We start from the raw sequence: 19,716 nt of genomic DNA, 5'->3' as shown, positions 1-19,716 counted from the left end.
ATTATTTCAACACACCATTTGAATCAAAATAGTACCTTTTACCCTTAATGACCTGCCAGCCATATGCGGATTTGCCGGAGCCAAGATAATAATACCAATCGTTCCGAGGTCCAAGCTGCACCCATTCATTGGCAGCCATTGCTCCGGACGATTTGAAGTAGTAACGTGTTCGATCAATCCACCGCGTACCAACTGTCATCATTCCATACTGGTCTAAATAATACCAGGAGCCTTTATAAAACAGCCATCCCGTGGTCATTGCACCACTTGCATTGAAATAATACCAGCTTTGATGATTTGGTGGAGCATTATAAATTTGATAGTTTAAGTTGAGATATTGCCAGCCTGTCTGCATGGTGCCATCTTTTTCACTAAAGTGATACCACTTCCCGCCGATTTGTTTCCACCCGGTGACGGCGTCTCCGCTATTATTGAAAAAGTACCAATGACCCTTAACCAGCTGCCAGCCTTTCTTCATGACTCCTGATGAATCGAAATAATATAATTTCCTATTAACGACCTGTAACCCGGTGACCATATTAAACTCTTCGTCATCGAGGTAATACCAGTTATTTTTCCAAAATAACCACCCGGATTGCAGTTCACCGCTTCCATTGAAATAATACCAATACCCCTCAATGGACTGCCAGCTTGTGGCCATGGAGCCGTCGTTCTTTAACAAATAAATCAAATCATTATAGTAGATGAACCCGGTGACCATTGCTCCATCCTCATCAAAGAAATACCACTTGCCATTAATGTACTTCCAATCATAAACTAATGTTCCATCAGCAGGCGTGAAATAGTACCATTCGTTGTCAATGTATTTCCAGCCATAGGCGATGGTCCCATTAGCATACGCGTAATATTCTTTCCCGTTATGTTCAACCCAGCCTGCGATCCAGACGCCGTCTTCATCGAAAAAGTAAATCTTTCCCTCTATCTTTTGCATACCTTTCACAGGCTGACCTGTTGCCGGGTCGATATAATAAGTTTTCCCTTGCGATTGAACCCATCCAGTCTGGACCGCTACAGTAAAATTCCCTGAACTTAAATTAGCGGTGTCTTGCTGATTTTGATAAAAGGAAGAGTGATAAATAGTACGGCTATTCCGAAAGGCATCGGTAATCGTCAGATGATCGACTTGCCATAGTCCCTTTTCTGTTTGGAGATCTACAACAATCGACCCTGTTTGATTTGAAAAAGAACGCTTGACGATCTGAGCTGATGGGCTCCGATAGTAGACATCCATTGATAACTTGCTTTCGCCCTTATAGTTGGTCCCAGTAAGCGTCAATTGGACACTTTCGCCGACCTTCACATTTTGTTTATCTGCTTTCAAACTAGTAAACACGGGTTTATAAAGCTCTGGATCGAGTCGAAAATCGCCGCCGCTTAAATCCACCGCATTTTGATCGGTACTTATATTGGAGTTATAAATAGAATAAGCGCTTTCAGTTGTCCGAATTGCAATTTCCGTAATTCGCCAATTCCCTTTCGTCGCCGCCTCAGAGCCTTTTAATGTTCCCGTATACATGTTTGTCGTACGATCATACGATCCAAGGGTTCCATATCTATACGTATCATCAGAGGTATAAAATACCTCCACATTTTTTATTTCCTCTGTTAGTTCAGCAAACTTAACACGAACTGTTACAGTATCCTCCGGCTTAGGGGCTTTATTATCCACCTCAACACTCTCTATCATACTCTTACGATCAATTTGATCTGCAAATCCTTTCACACTGTTCACCTGTAAGATTACTAGAAAAAAGAGTGTGAATAGGAAAGACTTGAACAAAAACCTTTTCATCTAATTCCGCCTCATTTCTTGTTTTAGCCGATAGAAGAATATAACTTTCCTAATAGGCATAAGTGCAACTTCTCTTCATGAACCGTCTAACAGCTCGCTAATCGGCGAGTTTTCCTTATCGGAACATTCATTCTCCAAAACTATTTAACCTTTTCTATACAGATTCCTCCAACTCTAGTAAAATATCTCTCTTATAAAAAATATAGCACGGATTATAGTAAATAAGAACCATTTTTTCGGAGAATAAATCTCATATGTATTTTCTGTAAATCCAACTGGAAACCACAGGGGAAATATATCACCCTTTAGTTTAAGTTCATTTAGGAATCCCTAAATAACAACAAAAAAAGGACAACCAAATCGTTTGCGATTTGATGTCCTTTTTCTAATGATTTTTTATTTTTTGTACTCGAAAACAGAACCTGTTACAAATATCGACCCTTTTTATATTGTGATATACTATTCAAACGTTTGATTAAATACGATGCAACCGCTGCTATAGAGGGATTATATGGATCTCGTAAGATAATATTTGTCGATATCCTGTTAGAACTCTAGCAGAAAAAAGAACAATATTCCCCTGAGTGAGGTCTGACCCAGGAATTACTTTATCCAAGCTCCATCTTTACCAACTCGGTATTTTCCAATATAGGTATTGGCAGCCATGCTTCCATCAGAGTATAAATAATACCATTTACCTCCAGAAAGAATCCATCCAGTAGCCATTGCGCCGCTACCTTGCAGGAAATACCATTTATTTTTATACAATAGCCATCCCGTTCTCATTGATCCATCCTGGTTGGTGTAGTACCATTTACTGCCATCAAATATCCAACCTGTTTGCATAGCACCAGAAGTTTTATTAAGGTAATACCATTTCCCCTTGTCTAGTAACCATCCTGTTTTCATGACACCAGTGTTAGGAGTTAAGTAATACCATTTCGTTCCAAGTCTGATCCAACCGTTTTCTTGCCTTGCACCATCCACTACATAGAACCATTGGTTTTTGAAATTTACCCAACCAGTCGTATCGGTTCGCTTGCCCTCCAGCCAATATTCCCAATACGATGAGTTAAATTGCCAGCCAGTAAAAAATACTTTCTGTTTAATTTTTAATAAATATAGGGCTTCAGTAGAGGTCGGTTTACTTTCCCAGTAGACCTTAATAAAATAACTCCCCATTTCCAACCTGTGATAGTAATAGTTGGTACCGTAGGGAAAATCGCTGGTAACTGTACCGTCAACCTGCTTACCTGAACCATCTAATAATTCTAAACGGGCACCGTCTGGATGGTCGAATGCAATGGTATAGTCACTATAATCGAAATAGTTGTTTAATCTAAAATAGTCCACATCTTTTGGAGAAAGGTCGCCGTAAATTCGACCTTCATCATTAGAACAAACTGAAGTGGCAGTATCTATAGTGTTATTGGGTTCTATTTCATCTGAATTACATGGTAATGGTTTTTCCGGTAGCGTAATTTGAGCAAATGAGACATTATTTCCAAGTAGCAATGTAAAGAGAAATAAAACTATTAAACTAGAAAACTGAATCTTCTTCAAAATATATATTCCCCCATTCTATTAACTAAGAAAATTTTAACATATTTACCCTTTTTCCGAAATATACTAAAAAAGGGGAATTTTTATGATCAAATTTAAAATTAAGCTATCCGGAATTTATACCCTTTCATTGTCCGCTATCAAAATGCAGTCAATCGGGGGTATTGGATTATTTTCAGTTTACTATTTAAAAAATAAACCAAATAGAATAATACTTTTTATAAAATCCAGTATTTAGAAATGAGGAATTATTGTGTTTTGTACAAAATGTGGAGCGCAATGTAGGGATGGAGGAAAGTTTTGCCCCCAATGCGGGTCAGCACTACAAATGGAAGAAGCCGCTGCCGTTTCTCCTCCTGACCAATATCAAAGTTCTATGCCGGATCGTAAAGCAGGGACTGCATACATTGTTCTGGGATGGATCTTTTTTGCAATTTCATTGTTATTTATTCCAGTCCTTTTTGGAGCAGGAACAGTCATAATGGGCTATTTAGTAAGAAAAAACAACAGCGAAACACACGGTACTATCATGATGATTCTTGGTGTTGCAGGAGGAATTCTTGGGGTAATACTTGGAATGGCGGCTGCAGGATTATAGAAATCCCAAATAAGTTAAAATTGTTAATGAACCGGAAGCCATCTAAGATTCACTAATTTGGAAGAGTAAGAGCCGCAAGCAACTCTTACTTTTTTTCATTTTGCTGCTTGGGCTTTTCCCGTGCAGCCAATCCCTTTCAAAGGTTTCTCCAATAATATGATAAATAAGGCGTGACAAGCACCAGAATCCAAAAACTACCTTTTAGAAGACTAACAAGCTTTTCCCTTAAAAGGAATAAATATCGTAACGGGTTCTGTTTTGAAGTACAAAACTTAAAATAGTTGGAGAATTAACAGGTTAAATCGCACACAAAATGACACCGTAATTAGCAACGGTGTTTTTTGTGTATTTATTATTTCTTATTTTACTAAAGCACCCTTTAGTTCAACAAGTTCATTTGCCTTCTAATATTCCTTTTAATTCACCAGTTTGTTCCTTGGTCAAAGTATAGTAATAATCCCCAGAAGATAAAATTGAACTACCATCATCTTGGTACCACATGTATCGGACTATTTCGCCAATACCCTCTTTAGGTCTATCGAGTGAAAAGTACACATCTGCCAAATTTTCTATACCATCTGGTTTTTCTATTTCCTTTGAATGATTAATAATTGTCCTTAATTTTGATATTGCTTCCGAATTTGTAATTTCTGTGTCAAATTTTACTCCATCGGTTCCCTTGTAATTGTAAGGAGTACCTACCCTTATCACCTCATCTGCTGAACACCCTAAAAGCATCATTGACATAACAATGGTTGTTAATATCCAAATGAAGTTTCTAATTTTGAACATCTCCCCTCAAAATCCAATAATTCACCAACCTATTCGCCTCCACAATACACTTTACCATAAAAACCCATTTATTCTTAAGTGAAATCTACAATTTGTTAAACTATCCTGCACTGTTAGTACAATAACCTCAACAAAAAAGGCACTTTTCCTTCTTGAAGGTAAGCACCATAAAGTCTCTGTTATTGTTCAGTATTTTTACCTCTTTCTTTTGATTGTTTCTCTAACCATTTCGCTCTAACTAACCATCCCCAAAGTCCCATTCCTGTCATCACAATTATAAAAACAAGGTATATCCAATGCATTTTAAAAATCCTTTCCTTGTTATTTTAAAACACTTAAGAGAATTTCTTATAGTAAAATGGGGCGTTGTCTCCATAACTGTTAGTCCCAATCAACAATTCTTTCATACAGCTTAAGAAAAGACCATTCTCCTTCTTTAAGGATAACCCCCGTTAGTATTTCTGTAAATAATATGTAATTCCTTCTTTTACTAACCTGCTTCAGTCGCCGCAGCATACTTGGAATTTTATCAAAGAAGCCTTTACTATTATACCTTAACCTTATTGAACTAAACTGCACCGTTAGTGAAAAAGCGACTGTTATTATTGAACAATCGCACCTGTTAGTTGTACCAAACACACTTGAAGCGACCCCTCTAAAAAACAATAACTAGATAAGTCGTAAAACAGTTGTATAAGTAAAATAAATCATCAATCCAATACAAAATATCATTCTTTTTTTATTTCCTTTTTCCTTAGCAGAAAATGTCATCGCAAGAAGAATGGAATTAAACGAAAAAAAAACAATGATTCCAGAACCTTTATAAGTGAACGGTTTAAATTGAGCAACTATTACACAAACAAGAAAAATCATTACACCTAAACACCATAGTATTGGTACTTTATATTTTTTTATAAATGTAAACAATTCATCCTCCAATTATATTTATTAATATAATCGAGACAATTATATTTATAAAATCGTTTCCTGTAACTTGGGGTAATTTAACCTTTTTTATAAATTTACTCCTCCTTATTCAAGTAAACTGCCCCGATAGTGCAACAAGAAAAAAGGATCGCCGCAGCAGCCCCATCTTTAACTCAAGCACCTGTAGGATTAAGAAGAAAGCAAATAAAAATGGCTTTTAATAATGAAACTTATTTAGATAATAATAATTAATGAATCGAATTTGCTGGGGGAAACTATGGAAAAGTTTACTTATCAAGTACCTGAAAAGGTGAATATTTCAACAATAATACCAATAATAAATGAACAAGGAGAAGCTGTTTTCGAAATAAGAAAACAACAACATAAATTCCTTGCCCGTATCGTCCACGACTCATTACGTGGTGGTATTCCCTATAGTTATAAAATAGCTAATGCGTATGGAAAACCACTTTATACTATAGATTGTGCGTTTCCTGGCATTAGGTACAAATTGACGGGCCATTTATGTTCACAAACCGTGCCGATAGCTTCCCATAGAGTTCAATTAATTGAAAAAGCGTATCGTTTTAGATTAAATAACCAGGAATATTGTTTTGAAAAAGATTATACGGGTGCAGGTTACTTAAAATGCGACAATAAACAAGTCGCCACTGTTTCGATGCCTATTAAGACAAATATTTCGTTATTCAAAAAGATGGAATTGGATACTATTATTATTAAATCAACGACTCAGGAAGTCGCAGCTCTTGCTGCCGTTTTATTTCATACGTTTTATTATTACGGTGCTTAAAAGTAATGCACAAAAATCAAACTTTTGTTCAACTAAACTGACAATTAGTTGAATAAACAAAAAGGCCGCTATTAGCAGCCGGATCTTCAAGTAATGCACTCGACAGTCTATTTGTTGTCAAGGTAAAGCTACCAGTTAATTGATTTCATCTTATATATAAGTCTTATTTATCAGACTGCCTTTTAAAGAATAAGTAACACAATGAAAAAATGACCAAATAAAATACGTATCCACCAATATAATTGTCGCTAAAAAAATTGTGAATACCATTGGCACGCAGTATAGCACGAATAACAACAGTAAGAATTACAGTAATAAATAAAGAAATCGCGAACTTTTTTGTGGTCATTAAATTTACTCCATTTTTCTTTGTTATGAACAAGAGCATTGTACAATACCCATCAATTTTTTAATACGGAAATTATTTCATTCTCTTTGTTGAACTAACTTGCCAAGTTTTTTCAATAAGAAAAATGACCACCGAAGTGATCATTTTTGTGCTCTCGCCCCCGTTAGTAGGACAACGTTACTTATTTTTCTTTTGTCTATACATTCCGATAATATAAATAATGAAAAATGAAATTGGTGCTACCCAATATACATTTAATTTAAAAATTATACAAACGAAGGAAACTATAACCAATACAAGTATTGTTAATTTCACATTCCTAGAAACAGCAAGAAAAATAAAACTTATGATTATGAGAAAACCCCAATCATACAAATCCCAATTCATTAAGTCGTTCACGTCCTTGTGAAAAAAAGTGCAATCAATAGTTATTCTATCCCAACCTTGTTCAACTAAACTGCCAGTTAGCTCAATAAAAAACAGGATAGCCGCCGCAATCCCGCTGTTCAACTAAAGCTACCCGTTTTCTTTTGAAATTAATCTTCACGATTTCGTCTTAGAAAAGCGTACCCACATTAAAACTACCAGAGCAGTAAAGAAAACTCCAAGAAAGAAAAAGAGCATAAACAATAAGGTTAGCAACGAAGCACTTTTTGACAATGGATCTATGTTTGTAAGAACAGCAAAATAATTTGAAGCACTCTTGCTACTCACAATCATTACAAAAAGCACCACAATACAAGACATAAAAATAAATACTTTTTTCATACACGTCGCCTCTTTAGTAATTAAATGAAATTAATATCAATTTTAATATTATCAATCTAACCTTCTTTTACGGTTGATTTTTTTGTGAATGCTTATTAAACTATCGGGGCCCGTTACTTGAATAAGAAAAAGTCTTTACTCCATATGAATGTAATCTTCTAACTCTATGAATCCATCCAAGTAATTTCTTTTGGCATTGAACTATCCCTCAAATAGTAAAGAAAATAGCATGATGTCCTCTTACTTCGAAAAATGCTTCACTTACAGAAAAAACACCATCAATCTCTACGTCTTAGCCCGTTTCTTCTTTTACTTCACGAATTGCAGCTTCTCTGACTATTTCTTGTTCTGATGAAAGCGTCGGGCTTTAGCACGGTTCCCGCAGTCGGCCATCGAACACCAACGACGGCTCCGATTACGGCTCGTATCGAAGAAAAGCCAACCACAAGGATCGCCTTCACATTGGTTAACGCGTTTCAGGTCCTTTTCAGAGGTCAAAATATCTACTGCAGACTGGACAATCGGAGGAAGCATACTATCAAATGCCCCTTCTGGAATGTCAAAGTGCATTGAAAAAACGTTTCCCACCGGTACAAGATGCATTAGTTGATAATAATGACCTATCACTTTATTAAAGTTTGTCAGGTCCTCTGGATTTATTAGTTCCTCTTTTGTGAAAGAACGAAATATCCGGTAAATCACTTCCCGCAGTTGAATGGCTTGCGCAAGGGTCTGTTCAGCTTCTGATGGATCGTGTATAGATTTTTTCAGGAGGAGCTGTGCCTGCTTCTCCTCTAGAATTCCAGCATGATAACTCCAGTCCACTAGTTTTTCGTAACTCGTAAACCAATCCCGCCTTTTATCCTCACTCTCACGCCAACTGATCGTATTTACGAAATCAAGACATAACCGCTCGCCGACCATCATATATTTGTTTGTTTCAGACATTGTAAAAACCCCTTTATTTTATATAACCATCATAAACTATATTGACAGTTATATTCAACTCGATTAAAATATAACCATCTAAATTATTTTAGATGGTTACTTAAGGGTCTCTAGTTTTTATCAAAAATTTGGAGGTTACGAGATGAACGATATGTTAAGGGAATCTTTCAAAGTGTTGTTGAAGGAAACATTTGATGGACCTGGTGGAAATGGAAGCTGGTACACTGAATCAAAGCCAGGAAGCGGCATTTTCGGCACGATCGAAAAAGTATCTGCAGAAGAAGCATCCATACTGGTCCAAGGTACCACTATTGCAGCACACATAGATCATACCCGATATTATCTGTGGGTGGCGAACACCTGTATGAAAGGTGATAAACCAGAGCTTGATTGGTCGGAATCATGGAAAATCTCATCCGTGGATGAAAGCACCTGGTCAAGGTTTAAAGTCGAACTTCAAAACGAGTACACTACGCTTCTTGAAAACATCAATTCACTCACCACCTTAGACGAACAGACCTCAAACGGTATCTTAGGGGCATTAGCACACTCAGCCTACCATCTTGGAGCTATCCGTCAAATGACCAAAACCGTTAAAGTCCCAAGCCAGACATAATCACATCGAACAAAAAAACAGCGATCCGTATTCAACCGTTTCGCTGTTTTTTATATTGGTTGTCTCACTGTTCGGACTGTGTGTACAATTAAAAAAGAATGCCAAAACTATTGTCAGTATTCATGTCGTTATGATTAAAGGGAGGAAGAATAATGTCCAAGAACGTAAGACCAAGAAGAATAATTCTAGATTTAGCAGTTACATTAGATGGTTTTATTGAAGGGAAAAATGGGGAAGTTGATTGGTGCATTATGGACTCTGAGATGGGGTTTATTAATTTCTTAAATCAAATTGATACTATTTTATATGGAAGAAAAAGCTACGATTTATGGGGACAATTTACTCCAGAAAATGAAGATACTGATACTGAAAAAGAAATTTGGGAATTAGTTCATAGTAAAGAAAAATATGTGTTCTCCAGAACGCAAAAAGGGACTGATAAAAAAGTAATATTCATAAATGATAATATTCTTGAAGAAGTAAAAAAATTAAAGAATAAGCCTGGTAAAGACATATGGCTATATGGCGGGGCAGGTCTTATTACCTCTTTTATCAATTTAGGGCTTGTTGATGAATTTAGATTATCTGTTCACCCTGTAATTTTAGGAGAAGGAAAACCGTTGTTTATTGATTTAAAACAGAGGTTGAATTTAAAAATGGTTAATACAAGAACGTTCTCCTCTGGCGTTGTGCAACTAATCTATCATTTGAATGGGAATTAATAATATTGCACTTTCCAAAGATAAAACGCAATAAATATTATAAGGATATACTTGATAGTAATTGTCACTTCTTCAACGGAGTGCTTTAGTTGAGAAGGAACCAGAATTCCGTAATAAAGAAAACTCGCCATTATGAGCTGCACCCCGAATTCCTAAACTCTTAAAAGAAAAAGCTGACTCCAAAAGGCCGGTTGTAACGACCTTTGGAGTCAGCTTCGTTTCTAGTAAAAATTCAATAAGATGTAGTTGCGTTATTTTGAATTTTTTTGTAACGCTGGTATGACAAGCAAGGCATCGCCTGTTGGTCGTTCTTGACCATCAGAAGGGTGCCCGCGTAGGCCGTCCGGGCCAACAAAAGTAGAGGAGCCGCCGCCATCAAGATTTACAGCATCCGAAACACCGAGGCTTTTCATCAATTCCACTTCTTCTTTAAAGTTGAGTCCGGCCGCAACACCCGGAAGCCGTCCGTCGGCCACCACAATGATAATTTTACCGTCTGGAGTTTTTCCAGCTATGGTTCTAGGGTGACGGCGTACGCCAAAGTCATAGTAGAAAGTGCTTTCCGGCCAATCGAATCCCTCAGCTTTTGCGTCAACAACCGGTTTCCCATCCTTGAGGAGGAGCGGACCACCGCTTACAATACTCGTATGCTTGTTAATTTGGAGCGGCTTCCCATCTGCTGTGTTTACTTCTTGGTCTATTTTCAGCTTTAAGCCAACCTTTGCGTGGCGGCGCAGCCAATCAGCCCCTTTGCCAATACCCTGGAGAATAATTCCTTCCTCTGGAATGGTTCCGCCACGCTCTTCGGCTAACGAAAGTACTTTTCCATTCTTGTCAAGATTCACCTGCACACCAACTCCAGCCTCTGCACTTCGGCCGAAATCCTTTGTAAAATAGATAATTTCATCCGAATCGGTACATAAAAAATCATGTTTTGGTTGATTGATAGGCGTATCATTCACACCACCACAGTTTAAAATAAGTCCCGGCTTGCGATTGATTCCATCAATGATCTCCGAAGATCCGTCAGATGAATGGACAGATATCTCTGTAGACAATTTTTCAATTTTGGCTCCTTGTCCATTAAGATTGGATAATATAAAGCTACCAGTATTGTTTACTGCCTCACTAATAAGACGTCCGTTAATCATGGAAAGTCCGGCGACATCACCTGTTGTACCATTACTATCCTTCGTGACAAAATAGCTTGCATTTGTACCAATAAGTGCACCCGTACGCTTGACAATGGATGATACCGTTTCACTGCCTGTTCCATCTGGTGTCGCAAGGGCAACTTGGAGTTCTCCGCGATATTGCTTCGGATCGATGGTCAAAATTCTTACTTCCCATGGCCCTGTGGTAGCGCCTCCGTCTTCCCCGCTATACTGTACGGATCCGCCAAGCTTTGAGCCATTCACAACAATATTTGCTTCTTTAATCTTATTAACCATCTCTGTTGCTGAATCCTTTTCATTAAACATGCCTACACGAACTCGGTAACCCAATGGACCCTCAGCCGGATCATCAGGTGCGCGTTCGGTCAGAGTCTCCATACGTGCATCCAAGCCTGCCTTCTTTAGCAGATCCGTCATTTTGACCGCAGTATCCCTGTCCTTTACTGAGGCTACTGTTACAGTAAAAAACGCTTTTCTATCCGCGAATCCACGGTAAACGGAAGTGATGTTTACTCCCTGAGCCGGATGCTCAACCGTCCGATGCTCAGGTAATGCAGCATCTCCAAGAGGGAGATAGTCTTTAACAGCACCCTGCTTCGTATTGGGTTGTGCAGCAGATGAATCTGATTCAAAAGCAGCGGTTGAACCAACAACGAAAGTTGCTAACGCTGCAACTGCTAAGGCTTTACGCCATTTTCTCTTGCTTTCCATTTTTCCACCTCATTTGACTAGTAATTGGGGACTTAGAAACAAAGGCAATGGATCGTTAACTATTAACCTATGAAAATATATAAAATAAACGATCGGCCATCTCTCGATTGATTCTTAGTCCACCTCGGAAAGACGTTTTCCTAATAATAAAAATAATAGCTTAAGAATGTAAACGGAACGTCAAATAAATGTAAGAGTTTTTTGAAGATTCAAAGACAAACAATATTTTAAGGTCCATATCGATTTTTAAAAAGTAATAAAGATTTAAAGGAGCAGGAGTCTAACCCCCCCTAAAACAATAAGCTTATGGATATCTCTATCGAAACGCCCTTCATCCGTTTAAATAAAATTCTCGGGCGTAATGCATCCAATATCAAACCCAGCTTTTTAGAAAAAATAAAAACAGAGAGGCTAGCTCTCTGTTGGCAATCTGTCACCCCCCGCAATAAGGGTTTTAGAATTAAAAATGGACAGTGTTCTCTGTTTCTAACTGCTTTTCTTTATTTTCTTCTTACCTTTTGAATCGCTTTCTTTCACTTTCTCCTCCCAAAAATCAGCACCTTTAATGCCGAGTTTGATAGGATCGAAGACTGGCTCTTTCCCTGCTTTTCTCTGGATATCATAATCCTTTAATATTTTTAAGGTTGGTTTTAGCAGAAGTAAAATCGCTGCAAGATTGAGCCATGCCATACTTCCAATTCCCAAATCTCCTAGTGCCCATATGAACGCTGCTGATTCAACACAACCAATATACACCATTACTAATAACCCGAGTTTTAGAACCGTTTTCAACCATTGCATTTTTAGCTTCCTATCTAGATAGACTAGTGTCGTTTCGGCGATGTAATAATAGGCCATCAACGTCGTAAATGCAAAGAGGAATATAGCAACGGAAATGAACACTGAACCAAAACCTGGTAAGACCGTTTCTACTGCTTCTTGCGTGTAAGTTGGTCCAGGCTCTACGCCTCTCATAGTATCGACGATCGGTTCTTGTCCTACCGGTGTAACGCTATACATGCCGGATGAGAGAATCATGAAGGCTGTTGCCGTACATACCACAATGATATCGATATAAATAGTAAACGCTTGCACTAATCCTTGCTTGACAGGATGGGAAACTTCAGCTGCCGCGGAACTGTATGTTGCTTCACCAACACCCGCAACACTAGTGAAAATCGCTCTCCTGACTCCCCATGAAATCGCTGCACCGGCAATTCCTCCGAACGCCTCATTAAAGCCGAATGCACTTGAGATTATTAGAGAAATCATTTTCGGAACTTCCGAAATATTTGCAAATACAACGATGAATGCAACAATCACATACCCTAAAGCCATAAAAGGAATAACGATGTCTGCGACACGAGCAATTCGCTTTACACCGCCAAAAATAATCACGCCAAGCAAAGCAGCTATTACAATACCAGTAATGCTCTTATTTAAACCATATACATTTTCAAATGCGACCGCAATACTGTTAGCTTGGATTCCTGGTAATAAAATACCGTAGGAAAGTGTAACGACGATGGCAACAATAGCCCCGAACCATCTGAGGTTCAACCCTTTTTCGATAAAGTAAGGTGTACCTCCTCGATATTCATTTCCAATTTTACTTTTGTACACTTGGGAAAGTGTTGATTCAACAAATGCACTTGCTCCTCCTAATATTGACATTACCCACATCCAGAAAACCGCCCCAGGCCCTCCGAAGGCGATAGCCGTGGCCACCCCAGCAATGGTGCCAATTCCTACGCGTCCTGCTAGCGATAAACAAAAGGCCTGAAAAGAAGATATTCCCGACTCTGAACTTCTACTTTCAAATACCAATTTGATCATTTCTTTAAAATATCTTAATTGAACAAAACGTGTAACAACCGTGAAAAGTAGCCCTGCCCCTAGTACCAAAATGACTAATCCCATACCCCAAACCTGATCGACTAACCAATTTACTATCGAGTGCATCTAATCCCCCCAAAATTTCTGATTAAAAAAACAAGCTCAATTCTACTAAATCACCCCTAAATATGTGAATATTACAACAACTAAAAACATAGTTTGTCCTCATGATACTTGAGAGCGTTTTCCAACTTTATCTAAATTGTAATCTATTTCATGGAGTATCTTGCAACTACATTGGGTGCTCATTTTCTCTTAAACTAGTAACGATCTTTATTAAAATACGGACAGCTCCAACGTCAATAAGAGCTGTCCGTTTGCTTTAGTAAACTGTTTCCTAAAAGGTGCAATGACATGCACCTCATTTTATTTCAAATCCGATTCGTACACGAGGTTTGTCCAATTGTTCTTATAATATCTCATCCTGCTTGATGTTAACAAAAACACTTTTCACTTCTGTATAGTTTTGTAAGCCATACTCTCCGCCCATTTCGCGGCCGATTCCTGATTGTTTGTAACCACCGAAAGGCATTGTTTCCCATTCAAGACCAAAATCATTAATCCAGACTGTACCTGATTGAAGCTTGCTTGCAATGTAATGGCCCTTTTTCATACTTTCTGTCCAGACACTTGCAGCTAAGCCATAGTCACTATCGTTTGCCCGTTTAATGGCCTCTTCAATCGTGTCGAAAACGAAAATGGACATGACTGGACCAAAGATTTCTTCACGAGCAATCACCATATGATCTTCTACATTAGCGAAAATGGTTGGCTGTACAAAATATCCTTTTTCAAATGCTTTTTCACCGCCAGCCACAAGGCGCGCCCCTTCTTTTTTCCCTTGTTCAATATAATGAAGAACGGTGTTTTGCTGTTTAGATGAAACAAGCGGCCCCATTTCTGTTTCAGGATCCATACCTGGTCCAACCTTCAGGGAGTTTGCTCGCTCTGCTAAAGCTTCTACGACACGATCATAAATGTTTCGCTGTACAAATACACGTGTACAAGCACTACAGTTTTGCCCATGATTGTACATCGTTCCGTTAAAGGCCCCTTCAATGGCTTCTTCAAGATTGGCATCTTCTAAAATAATGGCTGGTGATTTTCCGCCAAGCTCTAGCGTAACGCCTTTAATTTGATCTGCAGCCTGTTTCATGACTTCTTTTCCGACAGCCGTTGAACCAGTAAATGCTACTTTATCAACATCTTTATGCGTAATGATCGCTTCTCCCGCAATTCTTCCTGCTCCTGGCACAATATTCACAACACCATCTGGAAAACCAGCTTCTTTAAATAGCTTTCCTACGTATAGAAGAGATAGCGGTGTTTCAGTTGCTGGCTTAATAACAACTGTACAGCCGACAGCAAGTGCGGATCCGAGCTTCCAAGCAGCCATGGCAAGCGGGAAGTTCCATGGAATAATTTGGCCTACAACGCCAACCGGCTCATGAACGGTATAGGTGACATAATCCTTCGAAACTTGAGTTGTCTTCCCAAAAATTTTCGTTGCCCATCCGGCATAATATCTAAAATGCTGAATGGTTCCATCGACGTCATCTGCGAGAGCGACTTTATATGGTTTTCCATTATCTAATGATTCTAGCTGTGCAAGCTCTTCACGGTTCTCTTCTAAAAGATCGGCAAATTTATAGATGAGATGGGAGCGCTCAGCCGCATCCATTCTTGTCCATTCACCCTCATCAAATGCCTTTCTTGCAGCAGCTACTGCAACGTTAATATCTTCCTCTTGCGCTTCACTTACTTCCGCAATGACCTCTTCATTTGCAGGATTAACGACGGAAAACGTTTTACCTCCAATCGCCTGTACATATTCACCGTCGATATATAACCCTTTTACACCTCCTAAAAATTCCTGCACTTTTGGTTTCAATGTGTAGTTTGTCGCTTGCATGTTCTCTCTCCTTCACTATTTTAGTTATTTACTGTTTCTAAACTTGCAAGAAGGCTTTTTAGCTGTTGATCTTCCTCAGGTGATAGACCTAAACGAGGGTAACGCGCAGGCCCTCCAGCCTGGCCAGTTAATTCCATGGCTCTCTTCACAATCTGCACATACTTTCCAGATCCTTCAAGGAACGCACAAAGCGGTAAAATACGATCATTGATTGCCCATGCTTCTTTCAACTCGCCGTTTTGGAAATGGTTATACATGTCTGTAACAAGCTTTGGCACGATATTTCCTGCAACAGAAATCCATCCAGTTGCTCCAACTAAGTAAGACTCCATTACAAGCTCTTCAGCGCCGCAGAATACTTCAAAGTCTCCCTTGCCTTTTCTTGCAAGATCTCTTACCTTGCCAATTTCACCGCTTGATTCCTTAATGTGAGTGACATTATCACAATCCTTACCAATCTGAAGCATTAAATCTGTGCTCATATTCACGCCAGAAGTAAATGGGTTGTTATAAAGCATGATTGGTAGATTAACAGCACTAGATACTTCTTTGAAATGATGGTAGATTTCATTTTCCTTTGGCTTCATGTAATAAGGGTTAATGATTAGAGCACTATCAGCTCCATGTGCTTCAGCCTGCTTTGTATTCTCGATTGTTTCTTTTGTTGTTTCAGCAGCAGTCCCCACAATAACAGGGATGCGGCCGCTCACTTCCTTCGTAACAGTTTCTACCATTTGGTATTTTTCTTCTTTTGATAGACTGACAAATTCTCCAGTACTCCCATTGATGACGATACCTGCCACACCTTGATCCACGAAGTAATGAACATTATTCTTTACTCCGCCCCAATCTATTTCTTGCTCCTGTGTCATTGGTGTAATTAATACTGGATAAGCTCCTCTAATTGTCGTCATTTTATTTTCCTCCTGTATAGTTAATAGTTTTTTATTTTAATAAAAACCCTGCGAATAATGGATCTGTCGGGTCTAATACATATGTCTGCAAACCCGTAATAAATCCGCGGGCTGAAAATCTAAACTCGTAATCGGTTTCAATTTGTGCTGAAAGTTCTGCTGTCAATTTGCCATGAAAAATGCTTTCATTTTCAATTGGGCTATTGGCAGATATATCGCCATTTCCTACTAAATAGGTGCTGCAGGCTGCTAGAGTGCCAAATCCTGGAGAACGTACAATATAACGATCAGGACGGAATGTTACCGTTTTGATTTTTCCTTCACTTTTTTGCGAATGATCAAGCAGGACCACTCTGCTGACAGCATATTTGCCTTCTAAAGCTTCAATCGCCTTTTGCCCCCATTGATTAATGTCAGGAAGGTTCTCCATCTCAATCTCAAAAGGCAGCTCTGCTTTATCAAAAATCGCATAAAGCTGATCGGCTTGAACTAGAGCAACCTCTGTCTGTAAATCTAAATAAGATACTGCCACATGGGTTTGTACAACCTGGCATGGCTCGCTTTTTAACTCAACTAATTTCACTTCATCGTCTTTCATAACAGCAGTAACAGTAACAACACCACGGACTGTTTCAATACTGTATTCATTTGAAGGCTTTGCCTTTAAGTGGCCGCACTCCAGCAATACGGTTATGACAGCAACAATTCCGCCATATTTTATTGGAACGGTTCCGTTATGATCGAAAAAGACAACAGCTGCATCGGCACCGCTTTTAAAAGGTGGAACGACCAAACAGCCATTCAGTCCGGCAAATCCGCGGGGCTCATTTAAAAGAAGTTTAATTTCTTCCTCATAGGCAAGCGGAAATTGCTCATTCAGCTCCTGTAAACTTTGATAATGAACAAATGGCGCATCCTTAATAATCCGATAAGCCTCGCCTGCTACGTGTACATCGGTTGCTGTGTAAGCCTTTTGAATTCTCATCTCACATCCTCCATTTCATGTTCCATTGGGGGAATAAGTAAAAAGCCTTCTTTAAGCGGATCTTCCTCGTTATAAAAGAACCGGTGCATTCCCATTAGCCATGCTGAACCTGCGATTCTTGTAATAACAGCCTCCACACCCTGAACATCTGTTGTTTCAAGGACTTGTCCACGGAATAAAGAGCCGACAATACTCTCATGCACAAATTCCTCATCGATGCCAATCTCCTTTTTGGAATAGAGGACAGATAATTTGGCCGATGTACCTGTACCGCATGGTGAACGATCAATCCCGCCTGGAGGAACGATGACCGTATTTTTCACATCTGCTTCCTCATGGGTTGGCTCAGTGAAAAATTCAATATGGGTCAAACCGCAAATAAATGGATATTGCGGATGAACGATATCCGTTTCTTCATTTATCTTATTTCTAATTTTGATACCTATTTCAATGATTTTTGATGCATTCTCCGGTATCAGCTCTAAGCCAACAGATTTGGCATCAATAATTCCATAGAAATTGCCGCCATAAGCAATGTCTGCATCCACGATTCCAATACCCTCCACATCAACAGAAACACTCTTTAACAGGAAGGCAGGGACATTGCAGAAGGAAACCTCTTTTGCTTTTCCGTTCTCTACCTTAATCTCTGCCTCAACAAGGCCTGCTGGTGTATCAAGTTTGATTGAAGTAACTGGCTCTTGAACAGGGATTAGCCCCGCTTCCACTAACGCTGTACAAACACCGATTGTGTCATGGCCGCACATTGGCAAATATCCGCCGGTTTCGATATAGATAACACCGATATCTGCTTCCGGGTGACATGGGTCTGTCAACAGTGCACCTGACATCACATCATGTCCTCTTGGTTCATTCATCAGCAGCTTACGAATCCAGTCATACTCCTTTTGCATATGAAGCATTTTTTCGGACATGGTTGCTCCTTTTAGCTCTGGGAGTCCACTAATCAATGTCCTTGTCGGATTTCCGCCCGTGTGTGTATCAATGGTTGTAAAAACTCGATTTGCCTTCATTAGTTCAACACCCTTTCCTTAAATCGAGAAAATCTCAGCGGTTCAATCGGGATGCAAGTATCCTTTTTATTAAGCATTTCCTCTATCACTTTTCCTGTAACAGCGGCAAGGCTAATTCCGTCTCCCTCATGACCGGCTGCAATATAATAGTTTGGAATTCCCTCAACTTCTGACACTATTGGCAAATGATCCTCCGTCCATGGTCGTAAACCCGCATAGGAACGTATGACCATCATGTCTGCCATTTTCGGATAAAATCTAATGGCGCGATTGGCAATACATTTAATAATTTCATTGTTGACCTTTGTATTAAATCCAACAAATTCTCGGCTGCTTCCAATCAGGAAGTTTTGACTCTCAGTTGGTTCGAAAACAAGGGCTACGCCGTATTTTTCAGTAATCGGATCAACCTGGCGCTTTCCGCCAAATTTGGAGATAAGATAGCCAAATTCCATAACTTTTCTTGGACCTACAAATTCCTGGCGTGATGCAACGATGATGTGACCTTTTCTTGGTTTAATTGGAATGGACAGATCCAGCATCTCGCCAATATATGGAGCCCATACACCCGCAGCATTAATGACATGGTTCGCGGTAAACATTCCTTTAGATGTTTCAACGGTAAATGTACCGTCCGGCTCCCTTCTCATTCCAGTAACCTCAGTTTGTTTATGGGCTTTAGCACCCATTTTCTTTGCACCCTCAAGAAGGTTAAATGCAAGAAGATATGGGTTAACGGTTGAATCTGTTGCACACTCTAAGCCGCCTAATAAATCATCAGCAAAATACTTGGAATCTTGGCGAATATCCTGACGGTCCAGCATCCTGAATGGCAAACCAGCCTCCTTCTGACGGTCAACCCACTTTTGTGCAGCTTCCATTTCCTCTTCTGTCTCACAGACAAGGATGCTCCCAGGAGCACGATAATCAAAGGGTTGTTTCAATTCTTTGCTTAATTCATCTACTAATTTCTGGCTGACAAGTGACATTTGACTATCAAAGCCAGGATCTTTATCAATAGCTAAAATATTTCCGTCACAGCGGGATGAAGTACCACTGACAAATTCACCTTTTTCAATAACTGTTACATCTCGTCCAGATTTAGACGTATAATAGGCAATGGCACAACCTATGATTCCCCCGCCTATAACCAAAACGTCACAATGATGTCTCACAAAACCA

General features: G+C 39.1%; 15 protein-coding genes and 1 pseudogene. 4 read left to right on the top strand and 12 right to left on the bottom strand.

Going from position 1 to position 19,716, the window contains the following annotated elements:
* Position 1 precedes the first annotated feature (1 nt).
* The gene (locus tag ACFVSW_RS21515; protein WP_387318664.1) at positions 2-1,744 is read right to left on the bottom strand and encodes a hypothetical protein; all 1,743 of its coding nucleotides are present in this window, start codon (positions 1,742-1,744) and stop codon (positions 2-4) included.
* 672 nt (positions 1,745-2,416) lie between these two features.
* Positions 2,417-3,376: a PspC-like choline-binding domain-containing protein gene (locus ACFVSW_RS21510; RefSeq protein ID WP_387318663.1), complete on the bottom strand. Its 960-nt coding sequence runs from the start codon at positions 3,374-3,376 to the stop codon at positions 2,417-2,419.
* A 253-nt stretch (positions 3,377-3,629) separates the two neighbouring features.
* Here ACFVSW_RS21510 and ACFVSW_RS21505 point away from each other — a divergent pair, with 253 nt between their 5' ends.
* A complete protein-coding gene (locus ACFVSW_RS21505) occupies positions 3,630-3,974 on the top strand; it encodes a zinc-ribbon domain-containing protein (protein WP_387318662.1) in 345 nt (114 codons plus the stop codon).
* A gap of 393 nt (positions 3,975-4,367) precedes the next feature.
* Here the strand turns inward: ACFVSW_RS21505 and ACFVSW_RS21500 are convergent, their stop codons facing one another.
* Positions 4,368-4,766, bottom strand: a complete 399-nt coding sequence (locus ACFVSW_RS21500; protein WP_387318661.1) for a hypothetical protein — start codon at positions 4,764-4,766, stop codon at positions 4,368-4,370.
* 1,204 nt (positions 4,767-5,970) lie between these two features.
* Between ACFVSW_RS21500 and ACFVSW_RS21495 the strand changes: the two genes are divergently transcribed.
* Positions 5,971-6,504 carry a tubby C-terminal domain-like protein gene (locus tag ACFVSW_RS21495; RefSeq protein ID WP_387318660.1) on the top strand — a complete coding sequence of 178 codons (534 nt, stop codon included), beginning with the start codon at positions 5,971-5,973 and terminating at the stop codon, positions 6,502-6,504.
* 1,334 nt (positions 6,505-7,838) lie between these two features.
* On the opposite strand, the pseudogene ACFVSW_RS21490 reads toward ACFVSW_RS21495, so the two are convergent.
* Together ACFVSW_RS21490 and ACFVSW_RS21485 are read right to left on the bottom strand one after the other, a co-directional pair.
* Positions 7,839-7,964 (bottom strand): annotated as a pseudogene (locus ACFVSW_RS21490) (NUDIX hydrolase); the annotation flags it as partial.
* On the bottom strand, positions 7,958-8,569 hold the full coding sequence (locus tag ACFVSW_RS21485) for a CGNR zinc finger domain-containing protein (RefSeq protein ID WP_387318659.1): 612 nt from the start codon (positions 8,567-8,569) through the stop codon (positions 7,958-7,960). The pseudogene ACFVSW_RS21490 and the gene ACFVSW_RS21485, both read right to left, overlap by 7 nt.
* A gap of 151 nt (positions 8,570-8,720) precedes the next feature.
* On the opposite strand from ACFVSW_RS21485, the gene ACFVSW_RS21480 reads away from it, so the two are divergent.
* Both ACFVSW_RS21480 and ACFVSW_RS21475 read left to right on the top strand, forming a co-directional pair.
* The gene (locus ACFVSW_RS21480) at positions 8,721-9,185 is read left to right on the top strand and encodes a hypothetical protein (RefSeq protein WP_387318658.1); all 465 of its coding nucleotides are present in this window, start codon (positions 8,721-8,723) and stop codon (positions 9,183-9,185) included.
* Between the two features lie 152 nt (positions 9,186-9,337).
* Positions 9,338-9,907, top strand: a complete 570-nt coding sequence (locus ACFVSW_RS21475) for a dihydrofolate reductase family protein (RefSeq protein ID WP_387318657.1) — start codon at positions 9,338-9,340, stop codon at positions 9,905-9,907.
* Positions 9,908-10,158: 251 nt separating this feature from the next.
* Here ACFVSW_RS21475 and ACFVSW_RS21470 read toward each other — a convergent pair whose 3' ends face one another.
* From ACFVSW_RS21470 to ACFVSW_RS21440, 7 genes are all read right to left on the bottom strand, one after another.
* Positions 10,159-11,793 carry a phosphodiester glycosidase family protein gene (locus ACFVSW_RS21470; RefSeq protein ID WP_387318656.1) on the bottom strand — a complete coding sequence of 545 codons (1,635 nt, stop codon included), beginning with the start codon at positions 11,791-11,793 and terminating at the stop codon, positions 10,159-10,161.
* A gap of 486 nt (positions 11,794-12,279) precedes the next feature.
* Positions 12,280-13,755 carry an alanine/glycine:cation symporter family protein gene (locus tag ACFVSW_RS21465; protein ID WP_387318655.1) on the bottom strand — a complete coding sequence of 492 codons (1,476 nt, stop codon included), beginning with the start codon at positions 13,753-13,755 and terminating at the stop codon, positions 12,280-12,282.
* 343 nt (positions 13,756-14,098) lie between these two features.
* Entirely contained in the window at positions 14,099-15,601 is a 1,503-nt protein-coding gene (locus ACFVSW_RS21460) for an aldehyde dehydrogenase family protein (RefSeq protein ID WP_387318654.1), read from the bottom strand.
* A 20-nt stretch (positions 15,602-15,621) separates the two neighbouring features.
* Positions 15,622-16,515: a 4-hydroxy-tetrahydrodipicolinate synthase gene (gene dapA / locus ACFVSW_RS21455; protein ID WP_387318653.1), complete on the bottom strand. Its 894-nt coding sequence runs from the start codon at positions 16,513-16,515 to the stop codon at positions 15,622-15,624.
* A gap of 31 nt (positions 16,516-16,546) precedes the next feature.
* Entirely contained in the window at positions 16,547-17,500 is a 954-nt protein-coding gene (locus ACFVSW_RS21450; RefSeq protein ID WP_387318652.1) for a proline racemase family protein, read from the bottom strand.
* Positions 17,497-18,534: a proline racemase family protein gene (locus tag ACFVSW_RS21445; RefSeq protein WP_387318651.1), complete on the bottom strand. Its 1,038-nt coding sequence runs from the start codon at positions 18,532-18,534 to the stop codon at positions 17,497-17,499. The genes ACFVSW_RS21450 and ACFVSW_RS21445 overlap by 4 nt, the downstream gene beginning before the upstream one ends.
* Entirely contained in the window at positions 18,534-19,709 is a 1,176-nt protein-coding gene (locus tag ACFVSW_RS21440; RefSeq protein WP_387318650.1) for an NAD(P)/FAD-dependent oxidoreductase, read from the bottom strand. Before ACFVSW_RS21440 ends, ACFVSW_RS21445 begins: the two co-directional genes overlap by 1 nt.
* Positions 19,710-19,716: the final 7 nt, after the last annotated feature.

The sequence above is a fragment of the Neobacillus sp. NPDC058068 genome, assembly GCF_042885335.1.
Lineage (GTDB): Bacteria > Bacillota > Bacilli > Bacillales > Cytobacillaceae > Neobacillus.
This window is presented reverse-complemented; position numbering and strand designations above follow the sequence as displayed.